This is a genomic window from Gordonia sp. (in: high G+C Gram-positive bacteria) (assembly GCF_052106715.1).
Lineage (GTDB): Bacteria > Actinomycetota > Actinomycetes > Mycobacteriales > Mycobacteriaceae > Gordonia.
In genome coordinates this window covers 17,872-43,759 of sequence record NZ_JBQEDL010000011.1, presented here as the reverse complement: position 1 = coordinate 43,759, position 25,888 = coordinate 17,872, and the positions used below count along the sequence as shown (strand labels likewise).

The 25,888-nt window shown below is 65.8% G+C and carries 28 protein-coding genes; 17 read left to right on the top strand and 11 right to left on the bottom strand.

Annotation, left to right across the window (positions count from 1 at the left end; translation table 11 throughout):
- A complete protein-coding gene (locus ACTIMF_RS07680) occupies positions 1-990 on the top strand; it encodes a sulfate/molybdate ABC transporter ATP-binding protein (protein ID WP_442349686.1) in 990 nt (329 codons plus the stop codon).
- 3 nt (positions 991-993) lie between these two features.
- On the opposite strand, the gene ACTIMF_RS07675 is transcribed toward ACTIMF_RS07680, so the two are convergent.
- On the bottom strand, positions 994-1,386 hold the full coding sequence (locus ACTIMF_RS07675) for a DUF4189 domain-containing protein (protein ID WP_442349685.1): 393 nt from the start codon (positions 1,384-1,386) through the stop codon (positions 994-996).
- Between the two features lie 223 nt (positions 1,387-1,609).
- Here ACTIMF_RS07675 and ACTIMF_RS07670 point away from each other — a divergent pair, with 223 nt between their 5' ends.
- Positions 1,610-2,533 (top strand): alpha/beta hydrolase, encoded by a 924-nt coding sequence (locus tag ACTIMF_RS07670; protein ID WP_442349684.1) that lies wholly within the window; start codon positions 1,610-1,612, stop codon positions 2,531-2,533.
- Between the two features lie 111 nt (positions 2,534-2,644).
- Positions 2,645-3,583 carry a hypothetical protein gene (locus ACTIMF_RS07665; protein ID WP_442349758.1) on the top strand — a complete coding sequence of 313 codons (939 nt, stop codon included), beginning with the start codon at positions 2,645-2,647 and terminating at the stop codon, positions 3,581-3,583.
- Between the two features lie 41 nt (positions 3,584-3,624).
- Here the strand turns inward: ACTIMF_RS07665 and ACTIMF_RS07660 are convergent, their stop codons facing one another.
- From ACTIMF_RS07660 to ACTIMF_RS07640, 5 genes are read right to left on the bottom strand one after another with little or no spacing between them, the layout of a single operon-like run.
- The gene (locus tag ACTIMF_RS07660; protein WP_442349683.1) at positions 3,625-4,356 is read right to left on the bottom strand and encodes a sirohydrochlorin chelatase; all 732 of its coding nucleotides are present in this window, start codon (positions 4,354-4,356) and stop codon (positions 3,625-3,627) included.
- On the bottom strand, positions 4,356-5,678 hold the full coding sequence (locus ACTIMF_RS07655; RefSeq protein ID WP_442349682.1) for a sulfate adenylyltransferase subunit 1: 1,323 nt from the start codon (positions 5,676-5,678) through the stop codon (positions 4,356-4,358). The genes ACTIMF_RS07660 and ACTIMF_RS07655 overlap by 1 nt, the downstream gene beginning before the upstream one ends.
- On the bottom strand, positions 5,678-6,634 hold the full coding sequence (gene cysD, locus ACTIMF_RS07650) for a sulfate adenylyltransferase subunit CysD (protein WP_442349681.1): 957 nt from the start codon (positions 6,632-6,634) through the stop codon (positions 5,678-5,680). The genes ACTIMF_RS07655 and cysD overlap by 1 nt, the downstream gene beginning before the upstream one ends.
- Positions 6,631-7,386: a phosphoadenylyl-sulfate reductase gene (locus ACTIMF_RS07645; protein ID WP_442349680.1), complete on the bottom strand. Its 756-nt coding sequence runs from the start codon at positions 7,384-7,386 to the stop codon at positions 6,631-6,633. The genes cysD and ACTIMF_RS07645 overlap by 4 nt, the downstream gene beginning before the upstream one ends.
- Positions 7,387-7,392: 6 nt before the next feature.
- A complete protein-coding gene (locus ACTIMF_RS07640) occupies positions 7,393-9,108 on the bottom strand; it encodes a nitrite/sulfite reductase (RefSeq protein ID WP_442349679.1) in 1,716 nt (571 codons plus the stop codon).
- A gap of 362 nt (positions 9,109-9,470) precedes the next feature.
- Between ACTIMF_RS07640 and hemW the strand changes: the two genes are divergently transcribed.
- Positions 9,471-10,691 carry a radical SAM family heme chaperone HemW gene (gene hemW, locus ACTIMF_RS07635; protein WP_442349678.1) on the top strand — a complete coding sequence of 407 codons (1,221 nt, stop codon included), beginning with the start codon at positions 9,471-9,473 and terminating at the stop codon, positions 10,689-10,691.
- Between the two features lie 46 nt (positions 10,692-10,737).
- Here hemW and ACTIMF_RS07630 read toward each other — a convergent pair whose 3' ends face one another.
- A complete protein-coding gene (locus ACTIMF_RS07630; protein ID WP_442349677.1) occupies positions 10,738-11,172 on the bottom strand; it encodes a type II toxin-antitoxin system VapB family antitoxin in 435 nt (144 codons plus the stop codon).
- Between the two features lie 76 nt (positions 11,173-11,248).
- Here ACTIMF_RS07630 and hrcA point away from each other — a divergent pair, with 76 nt between their 5' ends.
- The 11 genes from hrcA (at position 11,249) to ACTIMF_RS07575 (ending at position 21,600) form a co-directional block, all read left to right on the top strand.
- A complete protein-coding gene (gene hrcA / locus ACTIMF_RS07625; RefSeq protein ID WP_442349676.1) occupies positions 11,249-12,283 on the top strand; it encodes a heat-inducible transcriptional repressor HrcA in 1,035 nt (344 codons plus the stop codon).
- A 100-nt stretch (positions 12,284-12,383) separates the two neighbouring features.
- Positions 12,384-13,541, top strand: coding sequence for a molecular chaperone DnaJ (dnaJ, locus tag ACTIMF_RS07620; RefSeq protein ID WP_442349675.1), 1,158 nt, complete (start codon positions 12,384-12,386; stop codon positions 13,539-13,541).
- Positions 13,538-14,290, top strand: coding sequence for a 16S rRNA (uracil(1498)-N(3))-methyltransferase (locus ACTIMF_RS07615; protein ID WP_442349674.1), 753 nt, complete (start codon positions 13,538-13,540; stop codon positions 14,288-14,290). Before dnaJ ends, ACTIMF_RS07615 begins: the two co-directional genes overlap by 4 nt.
- A 3-nt stretch (positions 14,291-14,293) precedes the next feature.
- A complete protein-coding gene (locus ACTIMF_RS07610; RefSeq protein WP_442349673.1) occupies positions 14,294-15,055 on the top strand; it encodes an alpha/beta hydrolase family protein in 762 nt (253 codons plus the stop codon).
- 108 nt (positions 15,056-15,163) lie between these two features.
- A complete protein-coding gene (locus ACTIMF_RS07605) occupies positions 15,164-16,228 on the top strand; it encodes a PhoH family protein (RefSeq protein WP_442349672.1) in 1,065 nt (354 codons plus the stop codon).
- On the top strand, positions 16,225-16,770 hold the full coding sequence (ybeY, locus tag ACTIMF_RS07600) for an rRNA maturation RNase YbeY (RefSeq protein ID WP_442349671.1): 546 nt from the start codon (positions 16,225-16,227) through the stop codon (positions 16,768-16,770). The genes ACTIMF_RS07605 and ybeY overlap by 4 nt, the downstream gene beginning before the upstream one ends.
- Position 16,771: 1 nt before the next feature.
- Positions 16,772-18,124 carry a hemolysin family protein gene (locus ACTIMF_RS07595; RefSeq protein WP_442349757.1) on the top strand — a complete coding sequence of 451 codons (1,353 nt, stop codon included), beginning with the start codon at positions 16,772-16,774 and terminating at the stop codon, positions 18,122-18,124.
- Positions 18,121-19,038 carry a GTPase Era gene (gene era / locus ACTIMF_RS07590; RefSeq protein ID WP_442349670.1) on the top strand — a complete coding sequence of 306 codons (918 nt, stop codon included), beginning with the start codon at positions 18,121-18,123 and terminating at the stop codon, positions 19,036-19,038. The genes ACTIMF_RS07595 and era overlap by 4 nt, the downstream gene beginning before the upstream one ends.
- Positions 19,039-19,148: 110 nt before the next feature.
- Complete coding sequence (locus ACTIMF_RS07585; protein WP_442349669.1) at positions 19,149-19,979, top strand: alpha/beta fold hydrolase; 831 nt, start codon at positions 19,149-19,151, stop codon at positions 19,977-19,979.
- A gap of 47 nt (positions 19,980-20,026) precedes the next feature.
- Positions 20,027-20,797, top strand: a complete 771-nt coding sequence (gene recO, locus ACTIMF_RS07580; RefSeq protein ID WP_442349668.1) for a DNA repair protein RecO — start codon at positions 20,027-20,029, stop codon at positions 20,795-20,797.
- Positions 20,797-21,600, top strand: a complete 804-nt coding sequence (locus ACTIMF_RS07575) for an isoprenyl transferase (protein ID WP_442349667.1) — start codon at positions 20,797-20,799, stop codon at positions 21,598-21,600. The genes recO and ACTIMF_RS07575 overlap by 1 nt, the downstream gene beginning before the upstream one ends.
- Positions 21,601-21,619: 19 nt before the next feature.
- Here ACTIMF_RS07575 and ACTIMF_RS07570 read toward each other — a convergent pair whose 3' ends face one another.
- The 3 genes from ACTIMF_RS07570 to ACTIMF_RS07560 form a co-directional block, all read right to left on the bottom strand.
- The gene (locus ACTIMF_RS07570) at positions 21,620-22,354 is read right to left on the bottom strand and encodes a Clp protease N-terminal domain-containing protein (protein WP_442349666.1); all 735 of its coding nucleotides are present in this window, start codon (positions 22,352-22,354) and stop codon (positions 21,620-21,622) included.
- A gap of 105 nt (positions 22,355-22,459) precedes the next feature.
- Positions 22,460-22,870: a Fur family transcriptional regulator gene (locus ACTIMF_RS07565; protein WP_442349665.1), complete on the bottom strand. Its 411-nt coding sequence runs from the start codon at positions 22,868-22,870 to the stop codon at positions 22,460-22,462.
- On the bottom strand, positions 22,867-23,199 hold the full coding sequence (locus ACTIMF_RS07560) for an ArsR/SmtB family transcription factor (protein WP_442349664.1): 333 nt from the start codon (positions 23,197-23,199) through the stop codon (positions 22,867-22,869). The genes ACTIMF_RS07565 and ACTIMF_RS07560 overlap by 4 nt, the downstream gene beginning before the upstream one ends.
- Before the next feature lie 102 nt (positions 23,200-23,301).
- Here ACTIMF_RS07560 and ACTIMF_RS07555 point away from each other — a divergent pair, with 102 nt between their 5' ends.
- Complete coding sequence (locus tag ACTIMF_RS07555; RefSeq protein WP_442349663.1) at positions 23,302-23,751, top strand: nitroreductase family deazaflavin-dependent oxidoreductase; 450 nt, start codon at positions 23,302-23,304, stop codon at positions 23,749-23,751.
- Positions 23,752-23,757: 6 nt separating this feature from the next.
- On the opposite strand, the gene ACTIMF_RS07550 is transcribed toward ACTIMF_RS07555, so the two are convergent.
- Positions 23,758-24,150 (bottom strand): hypothetical protein, encoded by a 393-nt coding sequence (locus ACTIMF_RS07550; RefSeq protein ID WP_442349662.1) that lies wholly within the window; start codon positions 24,148-24,150, stop codon positions 23,758-23,760.
- Positions 24,151-24,373: 223 nt separating this feature from the next.
- Between ACTIMF_RS07550 and ACTIMF_RS07545 the strand changes: the two genes are divergently transcribed.
- Positions 24,374-25,765: a glycine--tRNA ligase gene (locus tag ACTIMF_RS07545; protein ID WP_442349661.1), complete on the top strand. Its 1,392-nt coding sequence runs from the start codon at positions 24,374-24,376 to the stop codon at positions 25,763-25,765.
- Positions 25,766-25,888 lie beyond the last annotated feature (123 nt).

Sequence of the window (25,888 nt, the reverse complement as noted above, 5' to 3'; positions counted from 1 at the left end):
ATGTCCATTTCGGTGATCGGTGCCAACAAGCGGTACGGGGAGTTCGCGGCGCTTGACGACGTGTCGATAGACATCCCCGAGGGCTCGCTGACGTCGCTGCTCGGACCGTCCGGGTCCGGCAAATCGACGCTGCTGCGCGCCATTGCGGGTCTGGACACGCTCGACTCGGGAACGGTCAAAATCAACGGTCGCGACGTGTCCAAGGCATCGCCACAGCAGCGCGACATAGGGTTCGTCTTCCAGCATTACGCGGCGTTCAAGCATCTGACGGTGCGGGAGAACATCGCGTTCGGGTTGAAGATCCGTAAGCGGTCCAAGGTCGAGATCGAGCGGAAGGTCGACGACCTGTTGGAAATCGTCGGACTGACCGTCTTCCAGAAGCGCTACCCGGCGCAGTTGTCGGGCGGTCAGCGTCAGCGCATGGCGCTGGCGCGTGCCCTCGCTGTCGACCCGCAGGTTCTGCTGTTGGACGAGCCGTTCGGCGCGCTCGACGCGAAAGTCCGTGAGGATCTGCGCAAGTGGCTGCGGAATCTGCACGACGAGGTGCACGTGACCACGGTCCTCGTCACGCACGATCAGCAGGAGGCGTTGGACGTCTCCGACCGGATCGCTGTCCTCAACAAGGGGCGTATCGAGCAGATCGGCACCCCCGACGTGTTGTACGACCACCCGGACAACGTGTTCGTCGCGTCGTTCCTCGGCTCGATCTCGAAGCTGAACGGTGAACTGGTCCGTCCGCACGACATCCGTCTGGGACGTACTCCGGAGATGGTGTTTCCCGGTCCGGACTCCTCGCTCGACACCGGTGTGGTCAAGGCGCATATCCTGCGTGTGGTGAACCTCGGGTTCGAGACTCGCGTCGAGTTGCGGGCCGCGACGACGGGGGAGGAGTTCCTCGCTCAGATCACGCGTGGCGACCAGAACGCATTGAACCTGGTGCCGGGCGAAGAGATCTTCGCCCGAGCCACCAGGGTTCCCGAACTGGACTGAACGTCAGCGGCCCGCAGTGCAGGCCCACGCCCTGATGTGTGAGCCGTAGCCCGCCTTACGTTTGGCGGCGCGCTGGGCGCTGGCGCGGGTCGCGTAGCCGCGGGCGGTGCCGACCCGGGTGCGGTGCCCGCTGAACTTGTAGGCGGCCGCACCGCACGAGCGGTAGAAGGCGATCCAACCGCAGTTGCGTCCGCAGCGTGCTTTCGCCGCACGGACGGCACCGTTCTGTGAGTGATAGTTGACGGCGTACGCCGTGCGGCCGTTGTAGTTCCAGGCGATCGCACCCCAGTAATTGGCGGCGGCTGCTGCGGTCGGAGTGGTGCCGGGTACCACCGTCGCGCCGGTGGCGAGCAATGCCATGATCGCGAACGCTGCGAGGAACTGTCGAAGTCTCATGCGACGACAGTATTCAGGAACCACTCAGATGCACGAACGCTCGCCGAGAATGTCGGTCGTTCGATATACGGTGGCTCCTCTTCTGGTGAGGGAGAGGCGAGATAGCGACGCGCGCAGTATGTCTCGGCTTCTCTTGGGCAAGCGAGGGACTGCCGTCCGATGCATTGCTGACTGCATGGTGCAGACTGATATCCGAACGCAGTACGTTCCTTCTGGAGGTCCCATGCCGATCGATCCGAACACGCAGGTGCTCCTCGATGCGATCGCCCAGGCGACGCCGATGCACGAGATGCCCGTCGAACGGGCGCGTCGCGCGTTCGACACCATGAGCAACCGGTCGGGCCTGCCCCCGGTCGATGTCGCGGACGTGGCCGAGCGCACGATTCCCGGGCAGGCGGGCGACATCGCCGTCCGCGTCTACACGCCGGACGGCACCGGCCCGTTCCCCGTACTCGTGTACTTCCCGGGCGGCGGCTTCGTCGTTGGCAGCCCGGCGTCGGTGCATGGGCCGTGCTCGGTCTGGTGCAGGCAACTCGGTGCGGTAGTCGTCTCGGTCGACTACCGAAAGGGTCCAGAGAATCCCTTTCCGGCCGCCTCCGACGACGCGACAGCGGTGACCCGTTGGGTCGGCGAGCGTGCGGACGAGTTGGGCGGCGACGTGTCGCGTATCGCTGTGGCAGGCGACAGCGCGGGTGGGTGCCTGTCGGCGGTCGTCGCCATCGACGCCCGCGACCACGGTCCGGAGTTGGCAGCGCAGGTGCTGATCTACCCGGCGACCGACATCTCCAAGCCGTACCCGTCACTGAAGGAGCACGGCGAGGGCAAGTTCCTGACGAAGGACTTGCTGCGCTGGTTCGGGAAGAACTACCCGTCCGATCCGACCGACTGGCGGGCGTCCCCGATGCTCGCCGACGACGTTGCCGGGGTCGCACCGGCATTCGTCGTCACCGCAGAGTACGACCCGCTCCGTGATCAGGGCGAGGCGTACGCGCAGCGTCTCGCGGACGCCGGTGTCCCGGTGCAGGCACGACGCTACGACGGGCAGATCCACGGTTTCGTCGCCAACCTTGCGGGCGCGACTGGTCTGGGGCGGACCGCCGTCGACGATATCGGCGAATACCTGGAAGGCGTCTTTCACGACGGTTGAGCATCAACGCTGTAGTTTGCTGCCACATAGTGGCAGTGATCTACAGCGTTAAGGTCCGACGCGTGTTCGCCCCTGTGGATAACGTGCTGTACACATCGGCGGACCGTGGCGATGATCCTGGGTATGCGCGCACCGCCCGAGATCGCGGATCTCCTGCAAAGGCAGGACGGTGTCGTGTCACGCAAGCAGGCCCTCGAGTGCGGCTGCACCGCCGCCGATGTGCGCCGCAGTCTTCGGCGCCGCGACTGGGCGACGATCTACTCGGGCGTGTACGTCGATCACACCGGCCCGCTGACGTGGCGTCAACGAGCGTGGGCTGCAGTCCTCGACGCATATTCTGCTGCGCTCTGCCATACGTCCGTGCTGCCCGGCCTCGGCGACACGATTCACATCGCCATTGAGGCAGACCGCAAGGTGACCAGTCGCCCAGGCGTCGAAGTCCATCGTCGGACAGGGCTACAGGCGTACGTCGCCTGGAACATGTGCCCGCCGCGACTCCGGATCCACGAGGTTGTCCTCGACATCGCGGCGTCGGCCCGCAGCGAGACCGAGGCGATCGCAGTCCTCGCAGACGCCGTGAATGCACGGATCACCGCTGTCCCGCAGCTGCGGCAGGCATTGGCCGCCCGAGCGCGAATGCCGCGACGCGCCCGCGTCGTCGCTGTGTTGACGGACATCGCCGGCGGCACGTGCTCGATACTGGAACACCGGTACCTGACCGGGGTGGAACGGCCGCACGGATTGCCCGTACCGGTCAGACAAGCCCCGACTAGCTTCGGTCGCAAGGGCTTCCGCGATCTCGACTACCCAGACTGGGGAACAGTCGTCGAACTGGACGGGTGGCGGTTCCACGACACGGCGGCCGACCGTGACCGCGACCTCGAACGAGACCTGGACGCTGCTGTCGGAGAACGACGCCTGACCCTGCACCTCGGCTTCGGGCAGGTCGCTGGACGGCCCTGCGAGACGGCGTGGAAGATCGCGACGGCGTTGACTGCCAACGGGTGGCCCGGCCCCTTCGTCCGCTGCCCGAACTGCCCACCCGCTTAACGCTGTAGTTTGCTGCCACTATGTGGCAGCAAACTACAGCGTTAAGCGGAGACGGCCGGTGCGGCCGCGGCGTGCGCTGTGTAGAGCGCGGCGATCGCGTCGACCAACGTCGGGTGCGCGCCGACCGGGCCTGCGACGAACACCGGTGTGTCCAGGGAGTCGAGGACACGCTCGACGCGTTCGGTCAGGAGACCGGCCGACAGGAACAACGGACTGACCGCGATGCGGGAGCAGCCACGAGCCAGCAGGGCGTCGACGGCGCCGCGCACTGCCGATCCGTCCCGCCCGATCCGGGTCGCGAACACCAATTCGACGGGCCGTCCGAGAGCGGCGGCCAACTCGTCCGAGCGTGCCGTGATCGACGCGTCCGACGTCGGATCCGACGAGCCGACGGCGATCATTAGCACGCCGTCGTCATCGCGTAGACCCGCCTCGACGAGCCGGTCAACCAGCGCGGGAACCGGGGAGCGGACGCCGACGACCTCGGTCTGCCGCACTGACAGCGCCGGGTTCGACGCACAGCCGTCCGCGAGTATCGCAGGCAGATCGACCTTGCCGTGGAAGCCGTTGCCGAACAGGAGCGGAACGACGACGGCGTCGTCGGACAGGCGAGCGAGCACGTCGCCGATCGCCGGCTCGTTCAAGTCCAAGTACGCCAGTTCGACGCGTACGCCGGGCAGCCCGACGCGCACCGCATCGGCTACTCGGCGAGCTGTCGCATCGAAACGCGGGTCTCGGCTGCCATGCGCGGCGAGCACGAGAGTCGCACTCATCAGAGCGCCGCGGCCTCGGGCAGGCGCAGCGGGGCGAGGGCGTCGCCGATCAGGCCCGCGCCCAGGGTGTTTCCGCCCTGCGGGTCGATGATCAAGAAGCTGCCCGACTCGCGGTCCACCTGGTAGTCGTCGGCGGCGATCGGCTCGGCCGTCATCAATGAGATGCGTCCGATCTGGTTGAGCTCTAACAACTCCGGCGCGTCAAGCACCGAGAGATTCTGCTCGTCGAACAGGGCGTCGAGCGAGCCGATGATGACCTGCGTCGTCTTGGTCCCGTGTTTGAGGAGCAGGCGCGCACCGGGGCGCAAGGCCTTCTCTGCCAGCCAGCAGACCGTCGCCGAGAACTCCTGAGCGGGCTCCGGAGCGTCGTTGACGGAGGCGATCAAGTCGCCGCGGGAGACGTCGACGTCATCGGCCAACAGCAGTGTGACGCTGCGACCGGTGTGTGCCGTCTGAAGCTCGCCGTCGGCGGTATCGATCTTTGCGATCGTCGAACGGATACCCGACGGCGCGATCACGATCTCGTCGCCGACCGACACGCGACCGGCGGCGATCTGGCCAGCGTATCCACGGTAGTCCAGGTATTCGGGGGTGCGGGGACGGATCACGTACTGAACCGGGAAACGGAGACCGACCGGGCTACGGTCGATCACGTTCGGCACCGTCTCCAAATGCTCGATCAGGGTCGGTCCGTCGTAGTACGGAGTGTTCTCCGACTTGATCGCCACATTGTCGCCGTGCAGCGCCGACACCGGGATCTCCTGGACCTGCTCGGGCTGGTACCCGAGAGCCGCTGTAACCGAATTGAAGTCTGCGGAGATCTGCGCGAACACCTCGGCCGCGTTATCGACGAGATCGATCTTATTGACCGCGAGCACGAGGCGTGGGACGCCGAGCAGAGCCATGACCGCCGCATGACGACGGGTCTGTGCGACGACTCCCGACCGCGCATCCACGAGCAGGATCACCAGCTGCGCGGTCGACGCCCCCGACACCGTGTTGCGGGTGTACTGAACGTGGCCGGGGGTGTCGGCGAGGACGAACGATCGGTTCGGTGTCGCGAAGTAGCGGTACGCCACATCGATCGTGATGCCCTGTTCGCGCTCGGCGCGCAGACCGTCGACCAGCAGCGACAGATCCGGTGTGTCCATTCCACGGTCGACGGACGCCGTGGTGACGGCGTCGATCTGGTCGGCGAGTACCGACTTCGTGTCGAACAGGAGACGGCCGACGAGAGTCGACTTGCCGTCATCGACGCTGCCCGCGGTGGCGATGCGGAGCAGGTCGGGGGCCGGGGCGAGCCCCGTATGTGGAGCAGTCATCAGAAATATCCTTCGCGCTTGCGGTCTTCCATGGCGGCCTCGGAGACGCGGTCGTCGCCACGTGTGGCACCGCGTTCGGTGAGGCGCGACGCTGCGACCTCGGCGAGAACGGACTCGTTGTCGGCTGCGTCCGAGAGGACGGCTCCGGTCGTGGAGCCGTCGCCGACGGTGCGGTAGCGCACCATCCGGGTCTCGATGCTCTCGCCTTCACGCGGTCCGCCCCACGGGCCCGACGTCATCCACATGCCGTCGCGCTCGTACACCTCGCGCTCATGCGCGTAGTACAGCGGCGCGAGCAGCACCTGCTCGCGAGCGATGTAGCGCCAGACGTCGAGCTCGGTCCAGTTGCTCAGCGGGAACACGCGCACGTGCTCGCCCGGGGCATGGCGTCCGTTGTAGAGGTTCCACAGCTCAGGACGCTGACGCTTCGGGTCCCATTGCCCGAATGCGTTGCGGAGCGAGAAGATCCGCTCCTTGGCGCGGGCCCGCTCTTCGTCGCGGCGAGCGCCGCCGAACACCGCGTCGAAGCGGTTCTCGGTGATGCCGTCGAGCAATGGGATGGTCTGCAGCGGATTGCGGATGCCGTCGGGACGCTCGGTGAGGCGACCGTCGGACAGATAGTCCTCGACCTTTGCGACGTGCAGACGCAGGTTGTGGCGTTCGACGATCTCGTCGCGGAACTTGATGATCTCGGGCAGGTTGTGCCCGGTGTCCACGTGCAGCAGCGAGAACGGCAACGGTGCGGGCCAGAAGGCCTTGAGCGCCAGGTGCAGCAGCAGGGTGGAGTCCTTGCCGCCGGAGAACAGGATCACCGGTCGCTCGAACTCGCCCGCGACCTCGCGGAAGATGTGGATCGACTCGGACTCGAGTGCGTCGAGAGTGGTGAACTCGTCCGTGTCGACCGACGGGGCGCGGTTGAGCGGCGGCGTGATCGGGGTGTTGTCGGAAATGGTCATGACGCGTGCAACCCGCATTCTGTCTTGGTGCGCCCGGCCCAACGGCCGCTGCGCGGATCTTCTCCGGCCTTGGGTTTGACGGTGCACGGCTCGCACCCGATGGAGGGGTAGCCCTCGTCGACCAAGGGGTTGACGAGGACGCCGTGCGCGTCGATGTACTCCTGGAACTGCTCGTCGGTCCACGCGGCGAGCGGGTTGATCTTGACCAACCCGAATCCCTCGTCGAACGAGATCAGGGGAGCCTCGGCGCGTGTAGGGGACTCGACGCGGCGGATGCCGGTGACCCACGCACTGAATGGCGCGAGAGATCCCTTGAGTGGCACCACCTTGCGCAGACGGCAGCATTCGCCTGGGTCGGACGCGAATAGGTTTTTCCCGACGAGTTCGTCCTGCTGCTGGACGGTCTGCTCCGGCGTGACGTTGATCAGTTCGAGGTCATAGACGTCGGTGACCGCGTCGCGCGTGCCGATGGTCTCGGCGAAGTGGTAGCCGGTGTCGAGGAACAGCGCCTTAAGCTTCTGCTCGTCGATCGTTGCCGGATCGATCGCCTTCTTCGCGACGTCGATGAGGACGGCGTCCTGCATGTTCGCGGCGATTACGAAGTCGGTGCCGAACGTCTGCGCCGTCCAACGGAGCAGTTCCTCGGCGGTGGCGTCCGGTCCGAGTTGCTGTGCCCCGGCTTCGGCGATCGCCCGCAGCTCGTCGGCGTTCTTCTTAGTTCGAGTCGAGGGATCGAGATCTGTCGTAGTCATGCTTCCCTACCTGAGTTTGTCGTCGTCGGCCCGCGTCGCCCACTCGGCGAAGCGCTCGCCGTCGGTGCGGTCCGCGATGAAGTTGCGGACCAGGCGCTCGATGTATTCGTTGGCCTCGGACGCGTAGATCTTGTGCTGACGCAGCTTGCGACCGAATCCGATGTCGTTGCCGAGGCTGCCTCCCAGGTGCACTTGGAAGCCTTCGACGGGGGTGCCGTTGTCGTCGATCAACTGGCCCTTGAGGCCGATGTCGGCGACCTGCACTCGGGCGCACGAGTTGGGGCAGCCGTTGAAGTTGATGGTGATCGGCACGTCGAGTCCCTCGTTGAGCTCGGCGAGCCGGGTCTCCAGTTCCGGCACCAACTGCTGCGAGCGGCTACGGGTCTCGGTGAAGGAGAGCTTGCAGTACTCGAGGCCGGTGCAGGCGATCAGATTGCGTCGCCAGTTGGACGGGCGCGACTGCAGTCCGACGGCCGACAGAGCGGCGTCGAGCTCGGCTACCTTATCGTCGGGGACGTTCACCACGACCAGCTTCTGGTACGGGGTGAGTCGGACGCTGTCGCTGCCGACTTTCTCCGCGGAGTCGGCTACCGCGTCGAGGACGGTGTCCGAGAGTCGGCCGGACACGGCGGAGAAGCCGACCGCGACTCTGCCATTCTTCTGCTTCGTGACGCCGACGTGGTCGATCGGATGCTTCGGCGCGACCGGGGCTGGGCCGTCGATCAGCTTGCGGTGCAGATACTCGTCCTCGAGGACCTGGCGGAACTTCTCGATGCCCCAATCCTTGATGAGGAACTTCAGGCGCGCCTTGGAGCGTAGCCGGCGGTAGCCGTAGTCGCGGAAGATGCCGACGACACCTTCCCAGACGTCCGGGACCTCGTCGAGCGGGATCCACGCGCCGACCCGCTGCGCGAGCATCGGATTGGTCGAGAGGCCGCCGCCGACCCATAGGTCGAGGCCGGGACCGTGCTCGGGGTGCTCGACACCGACGAAGCTGACGTCGTTGATCTCGTGCACGACGTCCTGCAGACCCGAGATCGCCGTCTTGAACTTACGCGGCAGGTTCGAGTACTCGGGGTTGCCGATGTAGCGGCGCTTGATCTCGGCGAGTGCGGGGCTGGCGTCGAGAACCTCGTTGACGGACAGTCCGGCGAGGGGGGAGCCGAGCATGCCGCGCGGGCAGTCGCCGCATGCCTCGGTGGTCTCGAGACCTACTTCTTCCAGGCGCCGCCAGATCTCCGGGACATTTTCGATCTCGATCCAGTGGTACTGGATGTTCTGTCTGTCGGTGACGTCCGCGGTGCCGCGGGCGAAGTCGCGCGAGATACCGGCCAGGGCGCGGACCTGCGGAATCGTGAGCTGCCCGCCGTCGGTGCGCACCCGCATCATGAAGTACGGCGCTTCGATGATGTCGATGTTGTCGTCGTGGCTGTAGGTGCCGTCGTATCCGTCGGCGCGCTGCGTGTACAAGCCCATCCAGCGGAAGCGGCCGCGGAGATCGGCCTTGTCGATGCCGTCGAATCCGACCTTCGAATAGATGTCCAGGATGCGGCGTCGCACGTTGAGCGGGTTGTCGTCTCGCTTGGACTGCTCGTTGGGATTGAGTGGGGTGCGGTAGCCGAGGGCCCACTGACCTTCGGACTTTCGCTTGGTGGGGCGCGCCCGCTTGGGCGGCGCGGCGGCAGGCTTCTGCTCGGCCGACTCGGTTGATGTGAGCGTCATCGGATCTCCTGATGGCATGCTGCGGACACGGCAGCACGACGGTGGGCTGTTACTCAGGGTGAAGTGACGTGAACTCGGCGCGCCGCGACTAGGCGGCGATGCCGGAGCGATCGTCGGTCAGAGCCGACAGAATGCGCTGTTGACGCGCTTGAGATCGATGTGCCGCCGTTCGGCGAGCCACACTCCAGGGTAAGTCACGAGGTCCATCATGCCACGAGCCGACGTAAGTCGTCTACTTGGGAATATTTTCGCTCACGGTGAGATTTAAACCCTTGTGCGGTGGTGTGTGTCGGGCGCTACACCTGCTGGGGGCCGCCGTCCGCGGGTCGAGTGGAGTCGAGACCACCGTGCATCATGGGGGTGTGGTGAATCGACAGGCTCCCGAGCCGCTCTCCGAACAGGCTCTGGCAGCGCTTGGCTCCGTCGGCACCGGTCCATCCGGTCTGTACCTGCATGTCCCGTTCTGCGCGACGCGGTGCGGTTACTGCGATTTCAACACCTACACGGCGGGCGAACTCGGGTCGTCGTCATCGCCGCAGTCGTGGATGGAGAGCGTCCGCAGGGAACTCGACGCGGCTGCGGGGCTGCTCTCTCCAGTGCGGAAGGTCTCCACGGTCTTCGTCGGGGGCGGGACACCGTCGTTGCTCGGCGGGGACGGGCTCGCCGACCTCCTCGATGCTGTTCGTGACTCGTTCGATCTCGCACCCGGGGCGGAGGTGACCACCGAATCCAACCCGGAGTCGACGTCGCCCGAGTTCTTCACGACCCTGCGCGCGGCGGGCTACACCCGCATCTCTCTGGGCATGCAATCGGCGGCCCCGCACGTACTGTCCGTACTCGACCGCACGCACACGCCGGGGCGGGCGCTCGAGGCCGCCCGGGAGGCGGCCGACGCCGGTTTCGAGCACCTCAACCTGGACCTGATCTACGGGACGCCCGGTGAGTCCGATGCCGACCTGGCCGCGTCGATCGACGCGGTGCTGTCGGTACCGGTCGACCATGTGTCGGCCTATGCGCTGATCGTCGAGGACGGCACTGCGTTCGCTCGTAAGGTCCGTCGTGGTGAGGTGCCGATTCCCGATGACGATGTCCTTGCCTCCCGGTACGAGATGCTGGACGAGCGGCTTCGGCGGGCAGGCCTCACCTGGTACGAGGTGTCGAATTGGGCTCGTGCGCAAGTAGATTCCGGACTACCCGAACCCGACTCGGCCTGCAGGCACAACGAGATGTACTGGCGTAGCGACGACTGGTGGGGCATCGGACCCGGTGCGCACTCGCATGTGAACGGCGTCCGCTGGTGGAATCAGAAGCATCCGGCGACGTACTCCGCGTCACTCGCCGACGGAGCGCTGCCTGTCGCGGGCCAGGAGATCCTGAGCGCCGAGGACATGCACACCGAAGCGGTGATGCTGCGCTTGCGGATGCGCGAGGGGCTCGCCGCCGACGTGCTCGATGAGCGCGAACGGGCACGCGCCGACGTCGCCACCGTGTCCGGCCTGCTCGAGTGGATCGACGACGCCTACGTCCTCACTGACCGTGGGCGGCTCCTGGCCGACGGCGTAGTCCGCGACATCTTGGACTGACTTCGACGAGGTCGGCTCATCCGATCTGGTGGAGGCCGGTCACCCCTCACTCCGGGAGGCGGTGCGCTCCGGCTCTCCGAGCACGACGGGCCGTTCCCGCGAACGGCGCGGACACCGGTTGCAGCGGAGCCGTCGTCTCGACACCCGAATCATCCGCGCCGGGCACGGCGCCGAATCGCGCGAGATGGTCGTCGAGGTCAAACAGGCGAGCGTGGATCAGCGGCCGGTTCCGTAGCGCCGACCGGACGGCGCGGTGCAGGCCGTCCTCCAGGTACATCACGTTCTCGAACTGGACGATGTGTGCGAACAGGTCGCCGTAGAACGTCGAGTCCTCGGCGAGCAGTTTGTCGAGAGCGAGCACCGTCGTCACGGTGGTCAGCTGATCGAGACGAAATTGCCGAGGCGGAATCTTGGCCCAATCACGCGGGGAGAGACCGTGATCGGGGTACGGCCTGCCCTCGTGAACCCCTTTGAAGATCATCGCCCGCCTGGTCTTTCCGCCGGTTTCGTAGAATGGTCGAAGTCCACTGTATTCATACAGCGCGAGGAGGCGCCCCGTGTCGGTAACAGATGACCGTCGCTTTGAGATTCTCCACGCCATCGTCACCGACTTCGTGGACAGTCAGGAACCGATCGGGTCGAAGGCGCTCGTCGACCGACATCAGCTCGGCGTGTCCAGCGCGACCGTCCGCAACGACATGGCCGTCCTCGAAGAGCAGGGGTACATCACCCAGACGCACACCAGTTCGGGCCGCGTCCCCACGGACAAGGGATACCGGCTCTTCGTCGACCGGATCAGCGAGATCAAACCGCTGTCATCGGCCGAGCGCCGCGCCATCCTGTCGGTCCTGGACTCCGGCGTCGACCTCGACGACGTGCTCCGCCGCAGCGTGAAGCTCCTCGCTCAGCTCACCCGCCAGGTCGCGGTAATCCAGTACCCGGTGCTGTCGACGGCGCGGGTCCGACACCTGGAGATCGTCGCCCTCAGTCCGTCGCGCATGCTGCTCGTCGTCATCACCGACACCGGCCGAGTCGAGCAGCGGATGGTGGCACTGCATGAGGCCATCGACGACGACACGCTCGCTCGACTGCGAACCATGTTCTCGCAGGCGCTCGACGGCCAACGGCTCGAAGACGCGTCCGTGGCCGTGGCCGAACTGGCCTCCGAAGCTCCGCCGAGCCTGCAGGAGCCCGTCGTCACGGTCGCGACCGTACTGGTGGAGACACTCGTCGAACGCGGCGAAGACCGACTCGTGCTGGGCGGAACGTCGAATCTGGCGCGGGCGGCTGCGGACTTCACGCCTGCGACCGGCGGCATGGACAGCGTGCTCGAAGCACTCGAGGAGCAGGTCGTCGTCCTCAAGTTGCTCGCGCACACCCAGCGCACCGGCCAGGTGACCGTTCAGATCGGTCAGGAGACGAACACGGAGAACCTGCGCAACACGTCGGTGGTGTCTACCGGGTACGGTGCTTCGGGCACTGTGTTCGGCAGCGTCGGTGTGGTGGGACCCACTCGGATGGACTACCCGGGAACAATCGCGTCGGTGGCAGCGGTTGCGAAATACGTCGGCGAGGTACTCGCCGACCGATGAAGACTTACCGGCCAAGCGAAGCTGGTCGAACGAGAACCGGCTGGTCGAAGAGATCACGCCGACCGATGGAACTATGTGAAGCGTAAGGACTGTATTCACTGTGGCTCGTGACTACTACGGAACTCTGGGCGTCCCTCGGGGCGCGACCGATCAAGAGATCAAGCGCGCGTACCGAAAGCTCGCTCGTGAACTGCATCCGGACGTCAATCCAGGCGAAGAGGACCGGTTCAAAGAGGTGACGACCGCCTACGAGGTGCTGTCGGACCCGGAGAAGCGCCGAGTCGTCGACGCGGGCGGCGATCCCCTCGCGGGGCCCGGGCAGGGTGGCTTCGGCGGCGACCCGTTCGGCTCGGGAGGTCTCGGTGATATCTTCCAGACTTTTTTCGGCGGCGGCGGAGGCGGCGGTTTCGGCGGCGGTCGCGGCCCACGTGGACGCGTCCGCCCAGGTGAAGCCGCCCTGGTCGGTGTCACGCTCGATCTCGACGAGATCGCCGAGGGCGCGCGCAAGGAGATCACCGTCGATACGGCAGTGTTGTGCGACACGTGCACCGGGTCGGGCACGCGGAACGACTCCAAGCCTGTGACGTGCGCGACCTGTAAGGGCGCGGGTGAAATCCAAGCGGTACAGCGTTCGTTCCTCGGCCAGGTCATGACCGTCCGCGAATGCCCCGAATGCCACGGCGTCGGCGAGACGATCCCCGATCCGTGCCTCAAGTGCGGCGGCGACGGACGGGTCCGGTCGCGTCGCACCCTCACGGTCAAGATTCCGGCGGGCGTCCAGGAGGGCATGCGTGTCCGTCTGACCGGGCAGGGCGAAGTCGGTCCTGGTGGCGGACCGGCGGGCGACCTTTACGTCGAGGTCAGCGAAGCGTCCGACGACGTGTTCGTTCGCGACGCCGACGACCTGCACTGCACCGTCCGAGTCCCGATGGCCGACGCCGCGCTCGGAACCGAGATCGAGGTGCCGACCGTCCTCGGGAGCGTCGCGACCGTTGTCGTCGATGCGGGTACCCAACCGGGAGCGGTCGTCAAGGTGCGTGGCCACGGCATGCCGCACCTGAACACCGGGATGCGAGGCGACCTGCACGCACACCTGGATGTGGTCGTGCCGCGCAGGCTCGATCCCACCCAGACCGAACTGCTCAACAGTCTGCGCGAAGCGATCGACGACGACGTCGAACTGGTCAGCACGACGTCGAAGTCGGCCGGGTCCGGCGGACTCTTCTCCAAATTGCGCAACGCTTTCGCAGGCCGATGACCCCGCCGCTCTTCTGGGTCGACGAGATCGCCGCCGCCGGTGACCAGGCGATGGTGACGGGCTCGGAGGGCAGACATGCGGTCACCGTCACGCGTATCAAGCGTGGTCAGACGGTGATCCTCGGCGACGGACGCGGTACGTTCGCCGACTGCGAAGTGCTCGGTACACCGAGCAAGGATCGGCTGACGGTGCGCGTCGGGCGGGTTGAGTTCGTGACCCGCCCGAAGCCGTTCGTCACCGTCGTGCAGGCGTTGCCGAAGTCCGAACGAAGCGAGCTGGCCGTCGACCTCATGACTGAAGCGGGCGTCGACGCGATCGTGCCGTGGCAGGCGTCACGGTGCGTCGCACGCTGGGCGGGATCGAAGGCCGAGCGGGGAGTCGACAAGTGGCGGTCGGTGGCCGCGACGGCGGCCAAACAGGCGCGTCGCCCGTGGATCCCGGAGATAGCCGATCTGGCGACCACGACGGACGTGCGCGAGCGGTGCGCACGCGTCGTCGGCGACGGGGGGACGGTCGCGCTGCTGCACGAAGAGGGGGCGACGCCGTTCCGCTCGCTCGAGTTCGGCGGCGGGCCCGAGATCATCTTGGTGGTCGGACCCGAGGGCGGGCTCGACCCCGTCGAGATCGCCGATCTGACAGCGCTCGGCGGACGGTCGGTCGTCCTGGGTCCCGAAGTGCTGCGGACGGCCGCGGCGGGTGCGGTCGCGCTCGGCGCCCTGGGCGCGGTCACCGACCGTTGGCGTCGCTGAGCAGTGCGTCGCCTCAAGATTCCCTACGGGGACGCACCGAGCAACTACGGCCACTTGTACCTTCCGTCTGCGCAGGCCGAGCGGCCTGCACCGCTTGTGGTTCTGGTCCACGGCGGTTACTGGTCGACCGAGTACTCGCTCGTCGTCTATACCGGCCTCGCCCGACTGCTCGCGCAGCGTGGAGCCGTCGTGTGGAACGTCGAATACCGCAGAGTCGGAGACGACGCAGGTGGCTGGCCGACGACCGGCCGCGACGTCCTGGCCGCCATCGGCGCGCTCGACGGTCCGGTCTCCGACCGGCTCGCGACGGCCGAGGTTGCTGTCGACCACGCGAACGCCGCCGTCGTCGGTCATTCGGCCGGCGGACAGCTCGCCGTCTACGCGGCCGCCCGACTGCGCGGGGTCACTGAACTGTTCACGTTCGCGACAGTGATCGCGCAGTCGCCGGTACTCGACTTCACCGAGACCGGAGCGTACGACCGACCGACCGTCGTCGAACTGATGGGCGCGCCGTTCGAGCAGATCCCGGACCGCTACCGGGAGGCGTCGCCGTCCGAGCAGCCGCCGTTCGACTCGACGGTCGCGGTGATTCACACTTGCGACGACGAGTCTGTGCCGATCGAGATGAGTAGGCGATACGTCGCCGACGCCCTCGCGCGCGGTCAGTCGGCAGTCCTGTACGAGGTGCCAGGCGAAGGCCACGACGCCTTCGTCGACCCGACGTCAGCCGCCACGAGGAAGACCCTGCGTGTACTGGGGATTTAATCACCGATGGCGTCCGATCTGTCCGACGATAGAATGCAAACTGTACCCGCGCGTGCGGGAGTCCAGACGAATGTCAAGGAGTGACGGAATTAGTGAGTGACGGGCCGAATGAGTGAGGAGAGCCGCGATCGCGCGGACGCGGCAGCAACCTCGAAGATCGAAGTCCCGCAAGACCTGGCAGTGGGACTACTCGGCGCGACAGACGTCAACCTGCGGACCCTCGAAGCGCAACTTCCCGCGGACATCCACGTCCGCGGCAATCGGATCACGCTCAAGGGAGCACCCGCCGATGTGGCGGCGTCCGAGCGGGTCATCGCCGAACTGGTCAAAGTGGTGCGCGGCGGGACGACGCTCACTCCGGACCTCGTCCGACAGAGCCTGTCGATCCTTTCCGCGTCGAACGAGTCGCCCGCCGAAGTGCTGAGCCTGGACATCCTGTCACGGCGTGGCAAGACGATCCGGCCAAAGACCCTCAACCAGAAGCACTACGTCGACGCCATCGACAAGAACACGATCGTGTTCGGCATCGGACCCGCGGGCACCGGCAAGACCTACCTCGCGATGGCCAAAGCCGTTCAGGCTCTGCAGAACAAAGACGTGAGCCGAGTGATCCTGACGCGGCCCGCCGTCGAAGCGGGGGAGCGGTTGGGCTTCTTGCCCGGCACGCTCAGCGAGAAGATCGATCCGTATCTACGCCCGCTGTACGACGCCTTGCACGACATGATGGATCCGGAGGCGATCCCGAAGCTCATGGAGGCGGGCGTCATAGAGGTCGCGCCGCTGGCGTACATGCGCGGCCGGACCCTCAACGACGCGTTCATCATCCTCGACGAAGCCCAGAACACGACCGGCGAGCAGATGAAGATGTTCCTCACCCGCCTCGGATTCGGTGCCAAGATGGTCGTCACCGGCGACGCCACGCAGATCGACCTTCCGGGCGGTGCCAAGAGCGGACTGCGCGTCGCCGCGCGCATCCTCGACGGCATCGACGACATCCACTTCGCCGAATTGACCAGCTCGGACGTGGTTCGACACCGACTCGTCGCCGACATCGTCGACGCATACGGGCGCGCCGAGGAAGCGGAGGGTCGAGCGGTATCCGGAGACGCGCGCGGGAACCGCGCCGCCCGACGTGACGGCATGCGCCGATCAGACGGAGGACATCGCCGGTGAGCATCGAACTGTTCAACGAATCGGGTGTCGACGTGCCCGAACACCTGGTCATCGAAGCCGCACGTTTTGCGATGGCCCGGATGGAAGTCCACCCCGGTGCCGAACTGTCGATCACGCTCGTCGACTCGGAGACCATGGCCGACCTGCATGTGCAGTGGATGGATCTGCCAGGGCCGACCGACGTCATGAGTTTCCCGATGGACGAACTGACACCGGGCGGGAGACCCGACGCCGCTGATCCCGGCCCGGCAATGCTCGGCGACATCGTGATCTGCCCCGAGTTCGCGGCGGACCAGGCCAAGAGCCAGCGGCACAGCTTCGAACACGAGGTCGCCGTCCTCACGGTGCACGGGGTTCTTCATCTCCTCGGATTCGACCATGCGGAACCGGACGAGGAGAAGGAGATGTTCGGGTTGCAGGGACAGATCATCGTCGACTGGTACTCCGCGCGTGACGACCGCGTCCGTCTCCAGGATCAAGCCGAGCGCGACGCCAGACTGCTCCGGAACACTGGATTCGCGGACGGCACGGGCGGGCGCTGACCTGATGCGAGATATCGTGTTCCTCGTCGCGGCCGCTGGGCTGGCATTCGTCGCGGGGGTTTTCGCGGCCATCGACATCGGCTTGCAGACCGTGTCTGCGGCCCGCGTCGACGATATGGTCAAAGACGAGCGCGGCGGCGCCAAACGTCTCCGCGTCGTCCTCGAGCAACGGGCCACCTATGTCGGCCTGGCCGTCCTGCTCCGCGTGTTCTGCGAAGCCGCCGCGATCGGTCTCGTCGCCGTGATCGCCGTGGACGGTCTCGGGACGGGCTGGGGATTGCTCGTCACCATCTTCGCCATGACCTTCGTGTCCTACGTGGCGGTCGGTGTCGGTCCACGCACACTGGGCCGCCAGCACGCGTACTCGATCTCGCTGATCGCGGCACCCGTTCTCACGGCGATCGGGGTGGTACTGCGTCCGGTTACTCGTGTCTTGATCCTGATGGGTAACGCACTGACTCCCGGCAAGGGCTTCCGCAACGGCCCGTTCGCCACCGAAGTGGAAGTCCGCGAAGTGGTGGATCTGGCGCAGGAGCAGGGTGTGGTCGACGACGACGAGCGACGCATGATCCAGTCCGTGTTCGACCTCGGCGACACCAACGCCCGTGAGGTGATGGTGCCGCGCCCGGAGATGGTGTGGATCGAGGCCGAGAAGTCCGCGACCCAGGCGATGAGTCTGGCCGTCCGGTCCGGGCACTCGCGGATCCCCGTCATCGGTGAGAACCCCGACGACATCGTCGGTGTCGTCTATTTGAAGGATCTCGTCGAGAAGATGTTGCCGAAACTGACCGTCGCAGGTTTCGACGTCGGCGACGTGATGCGGGAAGCACAGTTCGTTCCCGACTCGAAGCCGCTCGACGACGTCCTCGAAGGCATGCAGGCCGAACGCAACCACATGGCGCTCCTCGTCGACGAGTACGGCGGCATCGCGGGGCTGGTCACGATCGAGGACGTTCTCGAGGAGATCGTCGGCGAGATCTCCGACGAGTACGACACCGATGAGGTGGCTCCGATCGAGAAGCTGGGCGAGGACAAGTACCGAGTGTCGGCGCGACTGCCCGTCGAGGATCTGGGCGAGCTCTTCGACATCGAGATCGATGACGACGAGGTCGAGACCGTCGGTGGCCTGCTCGGTCTGCGACTCGGGCGCGTCCCGCTGCCAGGCGCGAAGGTGAGGTCGCACGGGCTCAAGTTGACTGCCGAAGGCGGTCCGACCAAGTCGGGGCGGCAACGGATCACGACTGTCGTCGTCCGACGGGGCAAGAAGCCGTCGGTGGACGGCGGCCGCGAGGAGTGGGGCGAGGACGATACGCTGCACCAGAACCACGACACATCGATCGGAGAGTCCGCTTGAGCAACCCCACGTCGACGCAACCCGAGTTCCGCTCGGGTTTCGTCTGCTTCGTCGGTCGGCCGAACACTGGTAAGTCGACATTGACGAATGCGCTCGTCGGCGACAAGGTCGCGATCACGTCGAATCGTCCGCAGACCACGCGGCACGCCATCCGCGGGATCGTCAACCGGCCGGACGCTCAGCTCATTCTGGTAGACACTCCGGGGCTCCACCGCCCTCGGACCCTGCTAGGTCAGCGACTCAACGACCTCGTGCGCGACACCTACTCCGAAGTCGATGTGATCTGTGTGTGCATCCCCGCAGACGAAGCGATCGGCCCCGGCGACCGTCGAATCATCGAACAGGTGGGCAGTGTCGCACCGAAGACTCGCAAGGTCGGCGTCGTCACGAAGATCGACCGGGTGGGGCCCGGGAAAGTCGCGACCCAGCTGATGGAGTTGTCGAAGCTGATGGGGCCCGGCGCTGAAGTGGTGCCGTGCTCGGCCAAGTCGGGCCGCCAACTCGACACGCTCTCGGACGTCCTCGTCTCGCTCTGCGAGGAGGGACCCGCGTTCTATCCGGACGGCGAACTCACCGATGAACCCGAACAGGTCCTGATGGCCGAGTTCATTCGCGAAGCCGCGCTCGAAGGTGTGCGCGACGAGCTTCCGCATTCGTTGGCCGTCGTCATCGAAGAAGTCGTCCCGCGTGAGGATTCGGAGATCGTCGACGTCTACGCGCACCTGTTCGTCGAGCGCGACAGCCAGAAAGGCATCGTCATCGGGCACAAGGGTGCACGGCTCAAAGAAGTCGGCACCGTCGCCCGCGGCCAGATCGAGCGTCTGCTGGGCACCAGGGTGTACCTCGACCTGCACGTGAAGGTGGCCAAGGACTGGCAGCGTGATCCGAAACAGCTGGGTCGCTTGGGTTTCTAGACTCGCCCGTCGGTTGGCTGCGCGGGGCCGAGCGCCATCGGAGGTCGAAGGTTCGCCGTGAGTCGGGAACGCCCCTGGACAGCGGCGTAACGAGCGCGCACGGTAGGGACATGCCCTTCATCGATCTGTCCGCAGGCCCGATCGAGTACACCGACACCGGCGGTGACGGGCCGGTGCTGGTGTTCGGCCACGGGCTGTTGATGAACGAGACGCAGTGGCGGGCCGTGATCCCGCTGCTCGATGGGTTCCGGTGCATCGCTCCGACGTGGCCGTTGGGCGCACATCGCCGTCCCATGCACCCGGACGCCGATCTGTCGCAGGCAGGAGTCGCGAATCTGATCGCCGACTTTCTCGACGCGCTCGACCTCCACGAGGTGACCCTCGTTCTGAACGACTGGGGCGGCGGCCAGTTCATCGTCTCGGAGGGTCGCGATCACCGGCTGGCGCGCCTCGTACTCGCATCCTGCGAGGCCTACGACAACTTCCCGCCTAAACCCGCCAGACCTGCGGCCGCACTGTGTCGAGTGCCGGGCGGCTCCTGGCTGCTCATGCAGATCACCCGGACGGCGCTGTTCCGGCACGGGACCGCTGCGTATGGCGGGCTGGCAAAAAGCCGTCTGCCTGACGAGATGATGGACGACTGGTTCGAACCCGCGCGGCGAGACTCTGCGATTCGACGTGACCTCGCGAAGTTCGTGAACGGCTCGCCGTCGAAGCGCATTCTGAACGACTGGCATTCCAAGGTCGTCCGCTTCGACCGCCCCGTTCTGCTGCTCTGGGCGGTGGAAGACCGGATGATGCCGATAGAGCATGCGCGTCGGATGGCGGACGAGTTCCCGGAGGCGCGCCTCGTGGAGATTGACGACTCGTGGACGTTAGTGCCCGAGGATCAGCCCGGGCGCGTCGCCGCCGAGCTGATCGACTTCGTCACGACGACGTGACGCGAGTCGGTCCACCGTTTGTCGGGGCCCGGTGAGAGAATGTGTCAGTGAGGTTATATTCCGATGAGGCGGTGGTGCTGCGCCAGCATAAGCTGGGCGAGGCCGATCGCATCATCACCTTCCTCACGGCCGAGCACGGACTGGTGCGTGCAGTGGCGAAGGGCGTCCGGCGGACCCGGTCCAAGTTCGGTGCACGTCTGGAGCCGTTCGCACACGTCGACGTCCATTTCTATCCGGGCCGCAACCTCGACATCGTCACCCAGGTACACAGTCTGCACGCGTTCTCCGATGACATCGCCTCCGACTACGGTCGGTACACGACGGCGTGTGCGGTGCTGGAGACCGCTGAACGTCTGGCAGGTGAGGAGCGTGCTCCTGCCAGACAACTGCACAGGTTGACGGTCGGTGCGCTCGAAGCGCTGGCCGAAGACCGCCGTGATCGGCAGTGGATCCTCGACGCGTTCCTGCTGCGCGCCATGTCGGCCGCCGGGTGGATGCCTGCGCTCGACGTGTGTGCACGGTGTGCCCAGCCGGGGCAGCATCGGGCGTTTCACGTGTCGGCGGGCGGCGCGGTGTGTGTGCACTGTCGGCCGGCGGGTGCGGCGACGCCGTCCGTCGGAGTCCTCGACCTGATGGATGCCCTTGCCCGCGGCGAGTGGGATCAGGTCGCGGCGGCCACCGATTCGCAGCGACGACAGGCGACGGGCCTGACTGCTGCTCACCTGCAATGGCACCTGGAGCGTCAGCTCCGGACGCTGCCGCTCATCGAACGACATGCGCCGCACAGGTTGGTGGCGCAGGAAGACCAGGTTGTCTGATGGCCCGATTCTCCCGCGCTTCGTCTGCCGATCAGATTCCGACGCGATCGGTACGACCGCCCGACCCTCACCCGTCCGGCGCGACTCCGCCGAGCATTCCGGCGGAGTTCGTGCCGAAGCACGTCGCGCTGGTCATGGACGGCAACGGCCGGTGGGCGCAGGAGCGGGGACTGCCCAGGACTGAAGGGCACAAGCGCGGCGAAGCCGTTCTCATGGACGCGGTCTGCGGATCTATTGAGATGGGCGTGCAGTGGCTGTCGGCATACGCGTTCTCGACAGAGAATTGGTCGCGGAGTCCCGACGAGGTCAAGTTCCTGATGGGCTTCAACCGTGACGTCATCCGTCGCCGTCGGGACGAGATGAACGAGATGGGCGTCCGCGTCCGCTGGGCGGGTCGGCGTCCGCGTCTGTGGCGCAGCGTCATCAAAGAACTCGAAGTGGCCGAGGAACTCACCAAGGACAACACCGTCATGACGCTCACGATGTGCGTCAACTACGGTGGCCGCGCGGAGATCGTCGACGCGGCTCGCGAACTCGCCCGCCGAGCGGTACGCGGGGAGATCGACCCCGACCGGATCACTGAGTCGAGTTTCGCCAAGTACCTCGACGAGCCGGACATGCCCGACGTGGACCTGTTCCTCCGACCGTCGGGCGAGCAGCGTCTGTCCAACTTCTTGCTGTGGCAGAGCGCCTATGCCGAGATGGTCTACCAGGAAAAGCTCTTCCCTGACTTCGACCGCCGCGACCTCTGGGCCGCCTGCCTCGAGTACGCGAAGCGAGACCGCCGCTTCGGCAGCGCCTAGCTTTGTCTCCGGTCGACCCTCACCCTTCCTTCGTCGGCGTGTACTGGTCGAGGAGCTCCACGACGTCGGCCTCGAACTTCTCCTGGGCGATCCCGGTGTTCGTCAGCGGACCCGATCCGTTCTCCAGCTCGTACAGCGCGAGGACGATGTGTTCGGTGCCGACGTAGTCGTGACCGAGGCGGACCGCGTGGCGGAAGGTCAGTTCCAAGACTTTGCGAGTATCGGCGTCGTAGGGGATGAGTTCGGGAACGTCGACCGCCGTCGGCTGCGTCGCGCGGACCGATCGTCCGAGTTCGTCGGCGTCCAGGCCGCGTCGCTTCAATACGACGATCGCCAACGACTCAGGATCTTCGAGGAGGCCGAGCACCAGATGGTCCCGAGTCACTTCGGGGTGGCCCGCAGACTTGGCGAGGTTGTGCGCGGACGCGAGGAGGTTCCGGGCGCGAGGCGTGAAGCGATTGAATCCCTGCGACGGGTCGAGGTCGTTCGCGGTGCCCGGGTCCTTCGGAGTGAACCGCTTCTGGACCGCCTGTTTGCTGACGCCCATGCTCGAACCGATCTGAGTCCACGAGGCACCGCGTCGGCGCGCTTGATCGACGAAGTGCCCGATCAGATGGTCTGCGACTTCGCCGAGATGGTCGCCCGCTAGGACCGCGTCACTGAGCTGTTCGAGAGGGTCGTCGTGGACCTTCTTGATCGCCTCGATCAGATCGTCGAGTCGGACGGGTGGATTCAGACGAGTGTTATCAATCATGCGTCAACCGTAGGTTGACTCCATCATTTCGTCAACCGTTGGTTGACGAGTAAGCGTGGGTTGGTGGCCGATGCCGGTCGGCGGACGGCTCACCATCTCGCTCGCCTACTTCGCGCAGTCGGTGCAGGTTCCGAAGATCTCGACCGTGTGGGTGATGTCGGAGAAGCCGTTCTCAGAGGCGATCTTGGACGCCCACCGCTCGACCGGGTCGGCCTGAACTTCGACGGTGGTCCCGCACGCGCGGCAGACGAGGTGATGGTGGTGCCCGGATGAGCAGTGGCGGTAACGGGTCTCGCCGGAGCCGTCCCAGATCGCGTCGATCTGCTGAGTCTCGGTGAGCGCCTGTAGGTTCCGGTAGACGGTGGTCAGCCCGATGGACTCGCCGCGGTCGCGAAGCTTGTCGTGCAGTTGCTGTGCGGACAAGAAGTCGTCGGTGGTCGACAGTACGTCGGCGATCGCGGCGCGCTGCTTGGTGGACCGTTGTCCGGTGACCGGCTTGGCAGGCTTGGTGGTCACTGATGTCCCTCCCTACGTTCGGTGGCATGCACGAGGGCGTCCACGACGATGTGTGCGACGTGGTCGTCGGCGAGCGCGTACTCGATCTCGCGCCCGCGGCGTGTGCCCACCACCACACCAGAACGCTTCAACACACTCAAATGCTGACTGACTTGGGGCTGATTGAGGTGCAGGGCGTCGACCAGTTCGTGCACGCACATCGCCCGGTCCTGCAGGCTCAGCACGATCGCGACGCGGGCGGGTGCTGACAGTGCGCGCAGCAGATCGCTGGCGGCTGAGTGTGCGGAGTGGTCGCCGACGAGGGCTGCGGGCGCGGTCGGGGTAGTCATACCCCACATCTTATGGGAATTGGTTTTCATTTTGCAGGGAGGCGGCGGGCGACGACGTCGACTGAGGGCCCGCTGCAGACGAGGCGGCACTAGAGTCGAGGCATGGTCATCGGTGCGCGACTCCTGCAGACGCGATGGCTGGTCAGATCGCCGATCCCGCTTTTCCGTGCGGGGTTCGGCTTCGTGTTCGGTGGACGCCTGCTGTTGCTCGAACACGTAGGTCGAAGGTCGGGCGAACACCGGTTGGTCGTCCTCGAGTGCGTCGACCGACCCGACGACGCCCACGTGGTTCTTGCATCCGGGTTCGGCGACAAGTCGCAGTGGTACCGCAATCTCGTCGCCGAACCGCGGTGTTGGATCAGCATCGGTTTCGTCCGACGGCGGCCGAGCACGGCCCGCGTGCTGTCGGCCGAGGAGGGTCGTGCCGTGATCGAGCGATACCGGCAGCGATCACCGAGGGCCTACGCCGAACTCTCCGGGGTTATCGAAGAGGCAACCGGACTCGACATCGACGGCATCCCGTTCGTCGAGCTCGCGCTCGACCCGCGGTAGAACACGTCAGCAGAGGGCGACCGCGTAGCGACCGGTCGCCGAGTCGGATGAGACGAGGGTGTCGTTCACGTACACGCGGCATGCTGCGCGGTATCCGCTGGTCTGGATGGAACTGCTCGCGAGTTGGTATGTGGAGCGTGAGGTGACCGTGAGCGACCCACTGTACCAACCCTCTTCACCGGAGTATGACGGCAACTTCGGATTCTCCATCGTCTGGATCTCGCTGTTGGCGTCGAAGTAGGTGAGCGACTCGTTGTACTGGTAGTCGCTGTAAAACATGTACCGAACGGTGTCGCCGGCAGTCGGCTCGCTCGGGTTGGCGGAAGCGACGGCGGCCGCGGGGGCGAGCGCGGTGGTTGCTGCGACGGCGGCGACGGCGAGGCGGGTCGAGATCTTCATCGGGGGCTCCTTGGGAGAGGTCCGGCCGGGCCCACTGCCTGACCGGTGCGATGAATCTATGACGCGCCTACGACAATTCTTCGCGATTCGGACGTTCGGATGACACTGCGCATTCAGGCATGACGCATGCGATCGGCGCGATGTCTCGACCACCGACTACCCTGTAAACGAACCCTTAACGCATGCATTCCCTAACCCCTACACACGTGGAGATCAGTTAACCGTGGCTGTCCAGTCCAAAGTCGATGCTGTCGTCAACCTCGCCAAGCGGCGCGGTCTGGTATACCCCTGCGGTGAGATCTACGGCGGTACCCGTTCTGCCTGGGACTACGGCCCGCTCGGCGTTGAGTTGAAGGACAACATTAAGCGACAGTGGTGGCGCACGATGGTCACCTCACGTGAGGACGTCGTGGGTCTCGACTCATCGGTCATCCTGCCGCGTCGCGTGTGGGAGGCGTCTGGCCACGTCGACGTGTTCACCGATCCGCTGATCGAATGCACCAACTGTCACAAGCGTCAGCGTCAGGATCATCTGCAAGAGGCGTATGCATTGAAGAAGGGCATCGACGACCCGGACACGGTTCCGATGTCGGAGGTCGGCTGCCCCGAGTGCGGCACCAAGGGGCAGTGGACGGAGCCGAAGGCGTTCTCGGGTCTGCTCAAGACGTTCCTCGGACCGGTCGCCGACGAAGACGGCCTTGCCTACCTTCGCCCGGAGACCGCGCAGGGCATCTTCATCAACTTCAAGAACGTGATGACCACGTCGCGCCGCAAGCCGCCGTTCGGTATCGCGCAGATCGGCAAGAGCTTCCGTAACGAGATCACGCCGGGAAACTTCATCTTCCGCACCCGCGAGTTCGAGCAGATGGAGATGGAGTTCTTCGTCAAGCCGGGCGAAGACGAGCAGTGGCATCAGGAGTGGATCGACGCCCGACTGCAGTGGTACGTCGACCTGGGCATCGACCCCGAGAATCTGCGTCTGTTCGAGCACCCGGCCGAGAAGCTGTCGCACTACTCCAAGCGGACCGTCGACGTCGAGTACAAGTTCGGCTTCGGCGGCAACCCGTGGGGCGAGCTCGAGGGCGTCGCCAACCGGACCGACTACGACCTGTCGACGCACAGCAAGGCGTCCGGTGAGGACCTGTCGTTCTTCGACCAGGCGACCGGCGAACGATTCACGCCGTACGTCATCGAGCCCGCTGCCGGGCTGGGTCGATCGATGATGGCATTCCTCGTCGACGCCTACACCGACGAAGAGGTTCCGAATGCCAAGGGGGGCACCGATACTCGCACGGTCTTGAAACTGGATCGTCGTCTGGCGCCGGTCAAGGCTGCCGTGCTCCCGCTCTCGCGCAACGAGAAGCTGTCGCCGAAGGCGCGCGATCTCGCGGCGGAACTGCGCAAGTATTGGAACGTCGAGTTCGACGACGCGCAGGGCATCGGCAAGCGGTACCGCCGTCAGGACGAGATCGGCACGCCGTTCTGCGTCACCGTCGACTTCGACACCCTCGATGACCAGGCGGTCACGATCCGTGAACGCGACACGATGACGCAGGAGCGAGTGGCCTTGGACAAGGTCGTCGAGTACCTCGGTGGCAAGCTGATCGGCGTCTGATCGCTGCCTGACTGGTCGCGAAGGGACGACGTGGGCCCGAAGGTCGTCGTGCCGATCTGGGTGATCATCCGGGGAGTGTGGTTCTACCGCGAATGAAACGTGGTGGCGCGTCCGCGGGTGTCG